A 12,714-nucleotide genomic window follows, 5' to 3' on the forward strand; every position below is an offset into this window, starting at 1 on the left:
TGACATTCATGTTCGACACTTTGCTGATTGCCAACCGCGGAGAGATCGCCTGCCGCGTCGCCGCCACCGCCCGCCGCATGGGGCTGCGCACCGTCGCCGTGTATTCGGACGCGGACGCCAACGCGCGTCATGTGGCCGCCTGCGATCAGGCCGTGTACATCGGCGGATCGGAACCGCGCGCCAGCTACCTGCGCGCCGACGCCATCCTGCAGGCCGCGATCGACACCGGCGCGGGCGCGATCCACCCGGGCTACGGCTTCCTGTCGGAAAACGAAGCGTTCGCCGAAGCCGCTGAAAAAGCCGGCATCGCGTTCGTGGGCCCGCCTGCGTCCGCCATTGCGGCCATGGGCAGCAAGTCCGCCGCCAAGACCCTGATGGAAAAAGCCGGCGTACCGCTGGTGCCCGGCTATCACGGCGACAACCAGGACCCGCAATTCCTGAAGACCCAGGCCGATGGCATCGGCTACCCCGTGCTGATCAAGGCCAGCGCAGGCGGCGGCGGCAAGGGCATGCGCGTGGTGGAATCGTCGGGCGCGTTCCTGGACGCCCTGGCCTCGTGCCAGCGTGAAGCCGCCTCCAGCTTTGGCGACGACCGCGTCCTGATCGAACGCTATCTGCAAAAGCCGCGCCACATCGAAATCCAGGTGTTCGCGGACACGCACGGCAACTGCGTCTACCTGTTCGAGCGCGATTGCTCGGTGCAGCGCCGCCATCAGAAGGTGATCGAAGAAGCGCCGGCCCCGGGTATGACGGAAGAGCGCCGCCGCGCCATGGGGGAAGCCGCCGTCGCCGCCGCGCGCGCCGTCGGGTACGTGGGCGCGGGCACGGTGGAGTTCATCGCCGAGCCGGACGGCCGCTTCTACTTCATGGAAATGAACACCCGCCTGCAAGTCGAGCACCCCGTCACCGAAATGATCACGGGCCACGACCTGGTGGAATGGCAGCTGCGCGTGGCCGCCGGCCAGCCTCTACCGGCGCGCCAGGAAGACCTGCGCATCAACGGCCACGCCATCGAGGCCCGCATTTACGCCGAGAACCCCGAAAAGGGCTTCCTGCCGTCGATCGGCACGCTGGCCTACCTGGGCCTGCCTCCGCACACCGCCTTCGCCAACGCCGACATCCGCGTGGACGGCGGCGTGCGTACGGGCGACACGATCACTCCGTTCTACGACCCCATGATCGCCAAGCTGATCGTGCACGGCGCCGACCGCGACCAGGCCCGCGCCCGCATGCTGCAGGCGCTGGCCCAGACGCAGGCCGTGGGCGTGCAGACCAACGTGGCGTTCCTGTCGCGCTTGATGCAGGACAGTGCGTTTGCCGCCGCGGACCTGGACACCGGCCTGATCGAGCGCCAGCGCGCCACGCTGCTGCCGGAACCGCAGGCCGCCAGCGCCGCCACGCTGGCGCTGGCCTCGGCCGCCGTGCTGGTACGCCAGGGCCTGGCCCAACCCGGCGCGCAAACCGCCGCCAAGGGTCCATCCGACCCGTGGGACGCTCGCGACGGCTGGCGCCTGGGCAACCAGTACCAGCGCCATCTGCAGTGGGTGGACAACGGCGAAACGCGCCGCGTGACCGTCGCCCGCCAAGGCGGCGCCTGGACACTGGATGCCGGCTCGGGCCCGCAGCCGTTCCTGTGGCGCTCGCACGCCAGCGCCAATCCCAATCTGGCCTATGGCCTGCGCGTCACGCTGGCAGGCCATGAGTACGCCGGTACGGTCGTTCTGCATGCCGACCGCGCCCATGTGTTCGGCGAAGGCGGCGTGCACGTGCTGGAGCTCTACGACCCCCTGGCGCATGCCCAGGACACGCAGGGCGAACACGGCGGTGGCCTGACGGCGCCCATGCCCGGCAAGATCATCTCGATCTCGGTCAAGGCGGGCGACACGGTCGAAAAGGGCCAACCCCTGCTGGTCATGGAAGCCATGAAGATGGAGCACACGATCTCGGCTCCGGCCAACGGTCGCGTCGAGGAAGTGTTCTACGGCGTGGGCGACCAGGTCACCGAAGGCGCCGAACTGGTGTCGATCGGCGAATAACCCCGCGGCGGATTGCCCCTGCTGCCGGCTGGCGCTTTAGTTTGGCGTCAGCCGGCTGTCACTAGAATGGCGGATTCCGGCACCGTCCGCGCGCCTGCCGCGCAAGCTCCCATGCCCGCCCCCGACTCCCCCAGTCCGCTTTCTCGTCCCCCGTTCCTGCATTTCCTGTTCGCGCGCGTCAGCGCGTCGCTGGCCTTCCAGATCGTCTCGGTGGCGGTCGGCTGGCAGATCTATGCGCTGTCGGGCAGCGCCATCGACCTGGGACTGATCGGCTTGGCGCAGTTCCTGCCCATGGCGGCGCTGACGCTGGTGGTGGGCCACGTGGCCGACCGCTACGACCGCCGCAAGATCGTCGCCCTTTGCATGGCGCTGGAAACCCTGGCCACGCTGGTCCTGGCGATCGCGGCGCTGCACGGCGTGGGCGGCAAGACGCTGATCTACGCCACCATCATCATCATGAGTTCGGCGCGCGCCTTCGAAGCGCCGACCCTGTCCACCCTGATTCCCGCTGTCGTGCCCCGCGAGTGGCTGCCACGCGCCACCGCCCTGGCGTCTTCCGGCGGCCAGATCGCGCAGATCGCCGGCCCCGCGCTGGGCGGCATCGGCTACAGCCTGGGGGCAGGGTGGATCTATTGCGTGGCGGCGGCGCTGTACCTGACGGCCTTCGCGTCCATCGCTACGCTCGTCATCGACCGTGCCCCGCCGCGCAAAGAGCCAACCACGTGGCGCACGCTCTTCGCCGGCATCACCTTCATCTTCCAGCGCCGGCTGCTGCTGGGTACCTTGTCGCTGGACCTGTTTGCCGTGCTGCTGGGCGGGGCGACCGCCTTGCTGCCCATCTTCGCCAAAGACATCCTGAATGCGGGCCCGTGGGCGCTAGGCGCCTTGCGTGCCGCGCCCGCCTGCGGCGCGGCGCTGATGTCGCTGACGCTGGCGCGCCTGAGCCTGGGCGACAACGTGGGCCGCCTGCTGTTCGGTTCGCTAATTCTGTTCGGGCTGGCAACAACGGTGTTCGGCCTGTCGACCTCGATTCCGCTGTCCGTGGGCGCGCTGGTCGTGCTGGGCGCCGCGGACTCGATCAGCGTCGTCGTGCGTTCGTCTCTGGTGCAGTTGAATACGCCCGACCACATGCTGGGCCGGGTCAGCGCCGTGAATACCTTGTTCATCGGCGCTTCCAACCAGCTGGGCGAGTTCGAATCCGGCGTGACCGCCGAACTTTTCGGGGCGGTACCGGCCGTGGTGATCGGCGGCATGGGCACGATCGCCGTGGCGGGGCTGTGGATGCGGTGGTTCCCGGAACTAAGGAAACTCAGAACGCTGCACGGGAACGAAACGGCGCCCACCTGAAGGAGGGCGTTGCATGGCGGGCTCATCAACGGCTGCGCCCGCCATGCCGTCGATCCCCCTTCGTCCGCGGCTTACGCGGCGCCGCGAGGCGCCTGGATCATCTTCCAGCCATTGCCCGCCGGGTCGCGAAAGCCAGCGTCGACGCTGCCGTAGCGGTCAGTGGGCTCTTGGGTGAACTCCACCCCCAGCGCTTTCAGTTTGGCGTACGTGGCGCGGCAGTCAGACACCGACAGCACCAGCGGCGGCATGGCGCCTTTGGCGACCATCGCACGCAGGGTTTTCGCGGTGGCTTCGTCGTGGACGGGCGGCCCCGGCGCGAACAAGCCAAGCTGAAGCCCAGGCTGCTCCGGGTGCTGGACCGTGAGCCAGCGGTACGGGCCATTGCGCACATCCGTGTGGATGCGGAATCCCAATTTTTCTACGTAGAACGCAAGCGCTTCGTCCTGATCGTCGACGTACACGCCCATCACACTGATACCTTCGTTCATGGCTTCTCCTTGGTGGATGCCGCCAATTTATCCTTGGCGCTGCGGCGGCGCTTCTCCAAAACTGCGGTGCCCAGATCCGGGCGTTGCGCGGCTTTCAGCACGCAAGCGGGAACGCGGCCGAGTTCAGCCGTCTTCGCCCGGACCTCGACGCGCAGGGCGCTGGGGCTTGAGCCCGTAACGTCATGGAAAATGCGGCCGAACGTACCCAGGCTTTGCCAGCCGGTCGAGAAGGCGATGTCGGTGATGCTGAGCTCGGTGTCGCGCAGCAACGAGACGGCCTGCTCGATCCGCCGCGTCAACAGATAGCGGTGCGGGGGAAGGCCAAACGCCCGCTTGAAAGAGCGCGCGAAATAGGCCGCGGAAACGCCGCTGACCTCGGCCAGGCGGCTGACCGGCCAGGCCTCGTGCGAGGCGGCATCCATGCGGTCTTTGGCGCGCAGCAAACGGCGCAGCAGGGCGGCATCCTGCAGGGGTTCGACTAAGGTCGGGGCCGGAGGGAACGCAGGCGGCTGTGCTTGTCGTATGACACGAGATCCCATGGCTTTCGGCGCGGGCAAGAATCGGAGCGTTCCAGTGTAGAACACGTGCAGGGAGTAGACTGAGCGCCTTACTTTGCCCTTTCGAGTCCATATCCATGATTGTTAAAGCCTTGCGTGTCGGCCTGGGTCAATTGATCGTCGCGGGCGACGCCCTGACCCGCCCGCGTCCGCAGAAGCGTTCGCCGCAAGGCCAGGCCACCGTCAACCAGGAAGCGGCCGCGCTTGCGCTGTACCAATTCCACGCCTGCCCGTTTTGCGTCAAGACGCGGCGCGCCATGCATCGTCTGAATGTGCCGGTGGCCCTGCACGACGCCAAAGCCGATCCGCAGGCGCGCGAACAATTGCTGGCCGGCGGCGGCAAGGTCAAGGTGCCTTGCCTGCGTATCGAAGAGGCGGGCGGCACGCGCTGGATGTATGAGTCCAGCGAGATCATCGCCTATCTTGAAAAACGCTTCGCCCACGTGGCTTGATCGGGGCTTTCCAAGATGACGCGCCTTGCCCGCCGATTGGCATTGACGCTATCCGCGGCCGGTGTGCTGGCGGGTTGCGACCCGTCGCTTCCGCCGCCGCCGCCCGGGTCGACACTCACCGCCGAAACCATCGCCACGCGCGAAACGCCGGAGCGACTGCAGTTCAAAGGCGTGTTGGCCGGCAAGCCCATTCACTTGCTCGTCAATAACTGCAAGGTCTACAAGGTAGATGCGGCTGAAGGCGAGAACGTAAGCTGGACGCTCGTATTGGAAGGTGAGTTCTATCCGCTGCCCACGATATGCGTCAACCAATCGCTGACCGAAGGCAAAGGCTTTATCACGGCCTTCATCGGGCGTCAGGCGTTCGGCGCAGGCGGGTGCTGCTCGGGCCAGCCCGAGTACCGTTCGAAAGACGGGCTAACCTGGAAGCCGCACTGATTCCGGACGTGTCCCGAGCACAGCACCACCCGTCTCGGTCAGCTACGCACGAATGCAAGCAGAGGCTGGTAGTCATTTTTGTCGGCAGCCCGTAACGCCTCCAAATAGCAAGATCGGATTTCCGATGCGCTTACCAGGTTACTGCCACCCCAGGAGAACAACGGTTGGCCCAAACTTCGCAGGAGAGCATCTGCCATCATCCGGGCGTGCCGCCCATTACCATTGGGGAACAGATGAATCCAGACCAGGCCGCGGTGAAACTGGGCGGCGATTTCGTCTGGAGAATAGGTGCCGTGCTCGACCCACCAGCGCGTATTGCCAAGCAGTTGAGCCAGTCTGGTGCTCACTTGCGTCCAATCACAACCCAAGTTCTTGTCTGACTGGCGGAACGTTCCTGCCCAGGCCCAGGTTTGATCAAACATCTTCGCGTGAAGGCTTCTGCAGAACCTCTCATTGAGGACATCCAGCGGCCGGGTTCGCTTCAACCAGCGCACCGCACGCAAGATGTTCTCCTGCTCCCAATCGTTCAAATCACCCTGGGTATTCAGGTGCTCGGGAATGAGTCCTGCCCTTTCGTCAGGATCCAGCGGCGTCTGGCCGTCCTGCGCGTCAAGGTCTAGCGCCATAGGTCCGACCATCTACCTCGCAGCAATTCCTCGGCCCGTCGTTCCACCTGCTTGCTACTGCGCGCTTCCGCCGGGCGCTGGTCTTCCAGGCTCATCGTGTGTACAACGCTGTCAACCTCTTCAAGCGCAATAGCGCGGGCCCGCTCATGAACGACCTCCGTAAGAGGTCGGCGCGGCACCAGGGCATAGACAAGTTCGCAGTCGAGGCCGTCGGCGAGTTTGCGCAAATGCCCAAGAGTGATCCGCTCATCCGATTCTGCTTGTTCTGATTTGTGTAGCGTTGGCCCTGAGATTCCCAGGCGTTGCGCTTGTTGGCGCTGTGTGAGCCCCAGCGATTCGCGAATAAGCTTCAGCCAGCCGCGCGCAGGTGCTTTCCTCGCTACCAACGTGGAATACGGGGACAGGGATGCCTGCAATTGCTCCAGGCGCAGTTGATTCAGTTCTGGGGACATGGGCAAACCTATGGTCGGATTTTATCGACAAATGATAGCCCATAATGCAGCAAATCTCTGAATTATGATTCCTCATAGTGCAGCAATATATAAACATTTGCTGCACTATGAGGAAGCACAAAAGGAAAAATGCGCCTCAGAATATTAAGAAACCCACCTTACTGTGGCTTCGGCCGCGTCAATGATTGAAGCTTAAGCTGCCAGAACGCGTTTTCGACAGCGAGAGCGATTGCCCGATGAGAATTACAGACGAAGTGAAGGCAGTATTGGCAGCGGCCTGACAATCGGGCACCGTTCGGTTCGGCCCCACCCGAGCACCGCGCCCCGTCAGCGCAATTCAGCGACGTTGATCGTCTCGGCCTCGCACGCCTGCACCAGCTCGGGATCATGGCTGGCGAACAGCACCACGCGATCTTTCGCCCACGCCTTGAACACCTCGGCCAGCACCGCCCGCCCCTGTGCGTCGAACCCACTGCTGGGTCCGTCCGCGATAACCACCGCCGGATCGCCCAAAGCGGCCGCCGTCACGAAGACCTTGCGGCGCGTACCTGTCGACATCTGTTCGAAGCGCTTGTCCAGATGCGATTCCAGCCCCAGCCGGTACGCCAGATCAAGCACCGCATCGTCCACGGCAACCTGCTTTTCCGCAGCGACTTGCGCAAGCAAAGCGCGCCCTGTCATCGCTGGAAAGGCCATGCAATTGTCCGGCACATAAGCCAGGCGGGCACGGGCCTGCTGCGGCGCATGGGTCAGGGAATGCCCGTCGATCCAGACATCTCCGGCATCCGGCGGGACGGCGCCCGCGATGATGCCCAGCAAGCTGGATTTGCCGGTGCTGTCTTCTTCGCACAGCGCCACGCAGCCCGGGCCGAACGTGTGAGTCAGCCCCTGGAAGACGAGGTAGTCGCCGTAGCGCTTGGTGAGATTGTCGATGCGTAGCATGCCGAAAGTGTACGCACGAATGCGGCGTGCGGCCAGATCCTGCATCCGGATTTTGGCGGTGTCCGATCAGGTATATTCGTCGCACCTATGACCCGAAAAATCAACCTGACGCCGATTCCCTGGCCCATCGGCGCAGCCAGTGCAGCGGCGATATTCGCCTTAATCTGGCTGCTTTCCAAACCCAGTGTGCAGCTCTTCGACGCCAGCCGGATATCGGTGATCAGCGTCTGGACGGGCGCGCTGGCTGTGCTTTGCCTGCTGTACATCAAGCGCTATGCGCTGGCGTTGTGGCTACATGGCGCGCTGGCCGCGTGCTTCTGGACCCGCATCTTTGCCGGCGCGGATCAGGAACGCTCGCGGGCGTTCGGACCGTACGGCCTGGGCGAGCAACTGAACTGGATCATCACCGACGATCTCTTTCCGCTGTTCTGCATCGCTACGCTGACGAGCCTGATGCTGATCGCCGCCAGTATCGGCGGCGCAAGACTGTATCGCCGGGCTGGCAAGGCGGTGCAGTGATGCTTGCCGGATTCACGCTCTACCACTACGGGATGGTTGCCGGCTACGCGCTATTGTTCGTGGCGGCGCATTTGCTGCTGGCGCTGGGCGCATTGCGCTATGCCGGCAGGCGCCTGCCCACGTGGCCGTTTGGCGCAGGCGCGGCGATGCTGGTCCTGGCCTTCGCCGCGCTGCTCTTTGGCAGCGCGCAGCGCGCTGAATTGACGGCCCGGCTGACACAGAACCTGGCCAAGGAGATTCCAGGCGTCTGCCAGCAAGCCCAGCTGCTGATCACGGGCATGGGCGGCGACGCGTCGCCCGACGACGAACCATTGCGCGAAAAAATTCAGCAAGCGCTGCGTGCCCATTTTTCGCAAGCGGCTCGGAGCCGTTTCGAAGATGACCGATACGCGCCCGTGTCGGTGGTGGAATCCGGACAGGATCCGAAATGGGGCGACCTGGTGATCGCGTTGCGAATGCATGGCAAAGGCCGCGACCCCGTGCATGTCGGTTGCTACAACCAGTATGAGCATCGCTACAGCGGCTTTTCCGGCGCCACCAAGCCGTACTGGCGCTGGGATGCCGATCCGATTCCCTTCGAGAGCATCGTGTTTTTCCGTCAGGACCCGGGTAGCCAGCCGGTGGTGAAATATGAACCCGCGCAACCATAAGGACGACGCCACATGAACCAGCAGGACTATCAGGCTGCGCTGCGGCGCGTGCTGGACCAGCATTTCCACACCGCGCAAACCCGCCTGGCCGCGCTGATCGCGGCCCTGCCTGAAAAGGCCCGCGAAATCCACGTTGGCATCTTCCCGGACCAGGACGGCGAGGGCACGTTTTCCGTCGTCGTCAGCCTGGAAGGCCCTGACCTTTATGTGCTGAACAAGGCGGTGGATGCCCATCGCACCTTGTTCGACGTGCGGCACACCGCCACCGGGGTAACGCCGGCCGTGCCGATGTTCGCTTCGGACGGCGCCAGCTTTGTCGTGCAAGACGTCATCGTCGATACGGCGGCGGACTGGGTCGAAGCACTGTGGGCAAGCGTCGGGCGTGGAAAATCGCCGTTGCCCGGGCTGGTCTATGGCGACGACGACTACGGCACGACGATGCCGCGCGCATTGCAGGCTTAAGACGACGCGGCGTCCACGCCCACGCGCCGGCCAGGCCTGATGCCGCGGCTGGCGGTATAAAACGAAACCCGTCAATTCAGAACAAAGGAATCTTGTGTCGAGCCAACTCGGGGCAGGTCGCTTTCTTGCCGAGACAGCAGGCGTCATTCAACGCCAGGGGCGTGCCATGCTGGCCGCCGCGCCATGGTCGTTGGCCGTCTTCACGTTGTCGCTGCCGTTCGCCTTGGCGGACACCCCGCTGTATCGGCTGACGGATCTGGTGTTTGTCGCGCTGACGCTGATCAACCTGATCGCGTTCGCGCGCGTGACGTTCGCCTGGCACCGGGTCATCGTCCTGGGGGATTCTCCACGCGACGCAACCGCACGCGGCGGCACCGCCGAGGCCAAGCACCTCGTCCTGCTGGGCGCGATCGCCATCGCGGTCGGGGCCTTGGCGCGCGCGACCGGCAATCTGCCGTTTGTGGTCTACGTGCTGCTGAACGGCGCGGAAGACATCAGGTTTTGGGGCGCATTGATCGCGTCGGCGACGGTCATCTGGCTGCCGGTCTTGTACGCGCTTGCGACGTATGGGCTGAGCCTGCCGCGCGTCGCGACGACGGGTGAATATGGCTTTGGCCACATTCGCGCGGCCATGCCCTACCCGCGTTGGCCGTTGATGCTCATGTTGCTGGCGCTGGTCGTCGTGGCCGGTTTCACGGCGAGTGTGCTGTACCCGCTGACGTACACGTTCGTGACGGGCGCTGATGTGGCCTATGCCGCGTTGGGCGTCGTGCTTTGTATCCTGGCTACGTTCGTCGCGATGGCTATGTATGCGGTCGCGTATCGCGATGCGACGGGCAGGGCGGACGAAAACGCCTGACGGCTTCGGGCCCGCGGCGGCCCGATCAGGTTTCCTGGGTTTTTCTACGCAGCGCGCAAGGTCCGCAACAGGCGCCTTGCGTCATTGCCCGCCGGCGCCATGGAAGCACTCCCAAGCGGCCTCCTCGATGCCCTGGATCACATTGCCGTCTTCATCCGTAATCGTGAACTTCTGCTGGCTGTCCCCGATGCTGGCCTCCCCGTCCAGACCCAGCAGCAGCGCGTACATCGTGTCTTTGACGACGGCGTCGAGGACGCCCTGCATCTGGAAGGATTGCTCGGCAGACAGCCCCATTGTCCGGACCTTGGCTGCGACCTCGCTGGCCGCCTCCGGCGCCGTGAAGGCGGCAAGCAGCTCGGCCCTTAGCGCATTCCAGTTGGCGACGAATTCCTTTGCGTCCATGCCGTTCCCTTTATTGAATCCTAGTCCGTCCCCACGGCTCGGATCTGGTTCGGCGTCGCCTCGGACGCGGGCTTGTAGTACAGCGTGGGCGCCCGGTACTTAAGGTCGCGCAGCGCTGCCTCCAGCTCGGGCAAATTGAAGCTGCCCGCGCCGGGCGCCTGCCGGAAATCTTCCAGGCTGGCAGGCAGGCGCGTCAACGTCAGCGAATCCATCGTGCAGGTGGGGCCGAGGGACGTGTCTTCGCACGAATCCGGCGTCATGACCGGCTGGTCGACAGGCAACACGAATCCATCGGTCAGCACCGCTTCCCCCGCTTCGAGCGTGATCGCGGCGATCGGCGAGAAAGTCAGTTCGGCTTCGATGCCGGGCGCCGGCACGGCGTCCGCCTCTCCCGCATTGAAGGCGATCTCGCCGTTGATCCGCCAGTACACCTCGCGCGCTGCCTCGTCGCAACCGCCGCCCGCCCGCAACATCACCTCGCAGCCCTTGCCCAGGCCGTCGTCGTCCTCTTGCCCGGTTTTCGCTTGAGGCGCGGTCATCTTGAACTCGCGGTCAACCGTGTAATCCAGCGTCGCGATGCCGATCTTCTTCAGCCGCTCCATGGCGCTCTGCGGCGGCACCGTTTCGGGCAGCTCGGTGCGGGGCTGGTGATAGGTGATGCGGTTGAGCCGGTATTCACCCGGCCACACCGGAATCACCTGATACAGCAGCTTGCCGCGCACCGTCTGGAACTGCGGCCCGGGGTCCGTCGGTTTCAGCTTGTGGTCCCCCGCGCCGGCGCTGATCGCGGTGTCCTTTTCCGACTTGTGGTTCCAGCGCATGAACGTGCTGCGCTGACGCACAAAGCGGTCGCGCGTCGCGTCGTCATTGAAATCGCGCGGGGGCTCGGCGTCCAGGTTCAGGGTCGGAATCACCAGCAACGCCATTCCCTCCTGCCGCGCATTACCCAGCAATCCGTCCACATTCACGCGATGGCGCTCCACCAGCGCGGCGGTGCGCGCGGCGAAATCCGGAGCGACTGGCTGGGCAAGCGCCAGCGTCGGAGCGAAAAGGGCGATCAGGCAAACGCGGGCAAGCGCGGGGAAAAACGGCATCGTTCTGGGTTCCTGTTTCCGAGGCGGGAAGGAACGGAGCATTGCAAAAGGCAGGGCCAGGCAATACCCCGGCGGGGAAAGGCGAGGCCATGATATCGCGTCGGCAGCGCCGCTTGCTCAACAGCCGGTCTGCGCGGCCAGCCACACCGTCGCGCCGCCGCACGCCGGGTCTTCCTGCTGATGCCGAACCACCGAGAATCCGTTTTCCGCCAGCAATTGGCGATATTCACAAGCATCCAGACTGCCGTGATAAAGAGGCTGGCCTTCAAACGTCCCAATGGCTTCGCCCAACGCCGTGCCGCTGGTGAACATCAGCACCGCGCCCGGCGCGGCCAGGCGCCGAAAGATGGGGAACATGAGCCGCTGATCCTCGGGCCGAAGGTGGAAAAAGCTGTGCCAGGCGATCAACCCATGAAACGGTCCGATGCCATCCAGCTGCCGCATGTCGGCGGCGATCCAATGATGGTCGGGAAACGACGCCTTGGCCCGCGACAGCAGCGGCAACGAGGTATCGATGCCGGTGATTCGGCAGCCGTTTTCGATCAGATGACGGGCGATGGGAACGCCAGTGCCGCAACCTACATCCAGCACCTGCGGATGGGGGACGGCAAGCCGTTCCAGGAACGCGGCCAGCCAGGCGCGCTCGATCAATTCTGTACTCCGCAGCGTCGCAAACGCCGCGGCATGCGCTTGGTACAGGGCGATCACGTCGTCAGCGGGAGAGGAGGGCATGTCGGGACTCTGGCAATGTGGACGCGAAGTCCGCGCCGGAGAATTTACCAGCTTCCACACCGGCCTACCGTTGTGGCGGTAGTGGGGAGCCTTCCACACCCCACCCGTTTTAGGCCTATCGCAACGTTTTCTTGCAGATGGCTAACTCTGGATAGTTATCTAAAGGACTGCAAAGCAATGCGAATATTGCACCGATTGTGGGCTAGGATGAATTCGTGTCCTTTCAAGGAAACCATCATGGCTCCTATCTCGCAAAAACCGCTTGCCCTCAAGTCGGTTCGCCCCAATGTCATGGAGGTCGAGTTCGGCGCATTTCGTGGCTACGTGGATGTGATCGACCATACTCAACAGATGCCGCTTTGCAAGACGCACTTCTGCCGCACCGTATGGCCGTCCCGCGACATGGCCGAACAGCAGGCGATGGAATTGGCGCGTGACCTGCAGCGTGCGCGCGGATTCGGCGCCTTGCGCGCCGTCTTGCTCACTGCCAGCCTGAGCGACGCGGCAGCCGGACGCAAGCCGTTGGAGTTCGTACCCGCAAGTCTGGTGAAGCGGCAGCCCACGATGCCTGTGACCAAGCGTCATCTGCGCCTGGTGGCGTAATCGGCCGCATTCTGCCCGATGCTGGCGCAGGTACTGCGCGCACTTGTTCCGCATT

17 protein-coding genes are annotated in these 12,714 nt (G+C 64.4%); 9 read left to right on the forward strand and 8 right to left on the reverse strand.

The window, feature by feature from the left end:
* The first annotated feature begins 8 nt into the window (after positions 1-8).
* Positions 9-2,036, forward strand: coding sequence for an acetyl/propionyl/methylcrotonyl-CoA carboxylase subunit alpha (locus CQ050_RS24425; RefSeq protein ID WP_105559396.1), 2,028 nt, complete (start codon positions 9-11; stop codon positions 2,034-2,036).
* Positions 2,037-2,147: 111 nt separating this feature from the next.
* Positions 2,148-3,383, forward strand: coding sequence for an MFS transporter (locus CQ050_RS24430; protein ID WP_105559437.1), 1,236 nt, complete (start codon positions 2,148-2,150; stop codon positions 3,381-3,383).
* Positions 3,384-3,454: 71 nt separating this feature from the next.
* Here the strand turns inward: CQ050_RS24430 and CQ050_RS24435 are convergent, their stop codons facing one another.
* Together CQ050_RS24435 and CQ050_RS24440 are read right to left on the reverse strand one after the other, a co-directional pair.
* Positions 3,455-3,871 (reverse strand): VOC family protein, encoded by a 417-nt coding sequence (locus tag CQ050_RS24435; RefSeq protein ID WP_105559397.1) that lies wholly within the window; start codon positions 3,869-3,871, stop codon positions 3,455-3,457.
* Positions 3,868-4,410, reverse strand: coding sequence for a helix-turn-helix transcriptional regulator (locus CQ050_RS24440; RefSeq protein WP_105559398.1), 543 nt, complete (start codon positions 4,408-4,410; stop codon positions 3,868-3,870). Before CQ050_RS24440 ends, CQ050_RS24435 begins: the two co-directional genes overlap by 4 nt.
* Before the next feature lie 95 nt (positions 4,411-4,505).
* Between CQ050_RS24440 and CQ050_RS24445 the strand changes: the two genes are divergently transcribed.
* Together CQ050_RS24445 and CQ050_RS24450 are read left to right on the forward strand one after the other, a co-directional pair.
* A complete protein-coding gene (locus tag CQ050_RS24445) occupies positions 4,506-4,880 on the forward strand; it encodes a glutathione S-transferase N-terminal domain-containing protein (protein WP_105559399.1) in 375 nt (124 codons plus the stop codon).
* 15 nt (positions 4,881-4,895) lie between these two features.
* On the forward strand, positions 4,896-5,318 hold the full coding sequence (locus tag CQ050_RS24450) for a hypothetical protein (RefSeq protein ID WP_105559400.1): 423 nt from the start codon (positions 4,896-4,898) through the stop codon (positions 5,316-5,318).
* Positions 5,319-5,356: 38 nt separating this feature from the next.
* Here CQ050_RS24450 and CQ050_RS24455 read toward each other — a convergent pair whose 3' ends face one another.
* From CQ050_RS24455 to CQ050_RS24465, 3 genes are all read right to left on the reverse strand, one after another.
* Positions 5,357-5,944: a mobile mystery protein B gene (locus CQ050_RS24455; protein WP_105559401.1), complete on the reverse strand. Its 588-nt coding sequence runs from the start codon at positions 5,942-5,944 to the stop codon at positions 5,357-5,359.
* The gene (locus CQ050_RS24460) at positions 5,935-6,396 is read right to left on the reverse strand and encodes a mobile mystery protein A (protein WP_105559402.1); all 462 of its coding nucleotides are present in this window, start codon (positions 6,394-6,396) and stop codon (positions 5,935-5,937) included. Before CQ050_RS24460 ends, CQ050_RS24455 begins: the two co-directional genes overlap by 10 nt.
* 327 nt (positions 6,397-6,723) lie before the next feature.
* The gene (locus tag CQ050_RS24465) at positions 6,724-7,338 is read right to left on the reverse strand and encodes an ATP-binding cassette domain-containing protein (RefSeq protein ID WP_105559438.1); all 615 of its coding nucleotides are present in this window, start codon (positions 7,336-7,338) and stop codon (positions 6,724-6,726) included.
* 87 nt (positions 7,339-7,425) lie between these two features.
* On the opposite strand from CQ050_RS24465, the gene CQ050_RS24470 reads away from it, so the two are divergent.
* The 4 genes from CQ050_RS24470 (at position 7,426) to CQ050_RS24485 (ending at position 9,828) form a co-directional block, all read left to right on the forward strand.
* Positions 7,426-7,857, forward strand: a complete 432-nt coding sequence (locus tag CQ050_RS24470) for a hypothetical protein (RefSeq protein ID WP_105559403.1) — start codon at positions 7,426-7,428, stop codon at positions 7,855-7,857.
* Positions 7,857-8,507: a hypothetical protein gene (locus tag CQ050_RS24475; RefSeq protein WP_105559404.1), complete on the forward strand. Its 651-nt coding sequence runs from the start codon at positions 7,857-7,859 to the stop codon at positions 8,505-8,507. Before CQ050_RS24470 ends, CQ050_RS24475 begins: the two co-directional genes overlap by 1 nt.
* 12 nt (positions 8,508-8,519) lie before the next feature.
* On the forward strand, positions 8,520-8,969 hold the full coding sequence (locus CQ050_RS24480; protein WP_105559405.1) for a DUF6389 family protein: 450 nt from the start codon (positions 8,520-8,522) through the stop codon (positions 8,967-8,969).
* Between the two features lie 94 nt (positions 8,970-9,063).
* Complete coding sequence (locus tag CQ050_RS24485) at positions 9,064-9,828, forward strand: hypothetical protein (protein ID WP_233214270.1); 765 nt, start codon at positions 9,064-9,066, stop codon at positions 9,826-9,828.
* A gap of 81 nt (positions 9,829-9,909) precedes the next feature.
* Here CQ050_RS24485 and CQ050_RS24490 read toward each other — a convergent pair whose 3' ends face one another.
* The 3 genes from CQ050_RS24490 to CQ050_RS24500 all read right to left on the reverse strand — a co-directional run bounded on the left by CQ050_RS24490 (position 9,910) and on the right by CQ050_RS24500 (position 12,056).
* Positions 9,910-10,230 (reverse strand): hypothetical protein, encoded by a 321-nt coding sequence (locus CQ050_RS24490; RefSeq protein WP_105559407.1) that lies wholly within the window; start codon positions 10,228-10,230, stop codon positions 9,910-9,912.
* A 20-nt stretch (positions 10,231-10,250) separates the two neighbouring features.
* Positions 10,251-11,324, reverse strand: a complete 1,074-nt coding sequence (locus CQ050_RS24495) for a hypothetical protein (RefSeq protein WP_105559408.1) — start codon at positions 11,322-11,324, stop codon at positions 10,251-10,253.
* A 117-nt stretch (positions 11,325-11,441) separates the two neighbouring features.
* Positions 11,442-12,056, reverse strand: a complete 615-nt coding sequence (locus CQ050_RS24500; protein ID WP_199196920.1) for a class I SAM-dependent methyltransferase — start codon at positions 12,054-12,056, stop codon at positions 11,442-11,444.
* A 237-nt stretch (positions 12,057-12,293) separates the two neighbouring features.
* On the opposite strand from CQ050_RS24500, the gene CQ050_RS24505 reads away from it, so the two are divergent.
* Positions 12,294-12,659 (forward strand): hypothetical protein, encoded by a 366-nt coding sequence (locus CQ050_RS24505; RefSeq protein WP_105559409.1) that lies wholly within the window; start codon positions 12,294-12,296, stop codon positions 12,657-12,659.
* The last annotated feature ends 55 nt before the right edge of the window (positions 12,660-12,714 follow it).

The organism is Achromobacter sp. MYb9 (assembly GCF_002975275.1).
Taxonomy (GTDB): Bacteria; Pseudomonadota; Gammaproteobacteria; order Burkholderiales; family Burkholderiaceae_B; genus Achromobacter.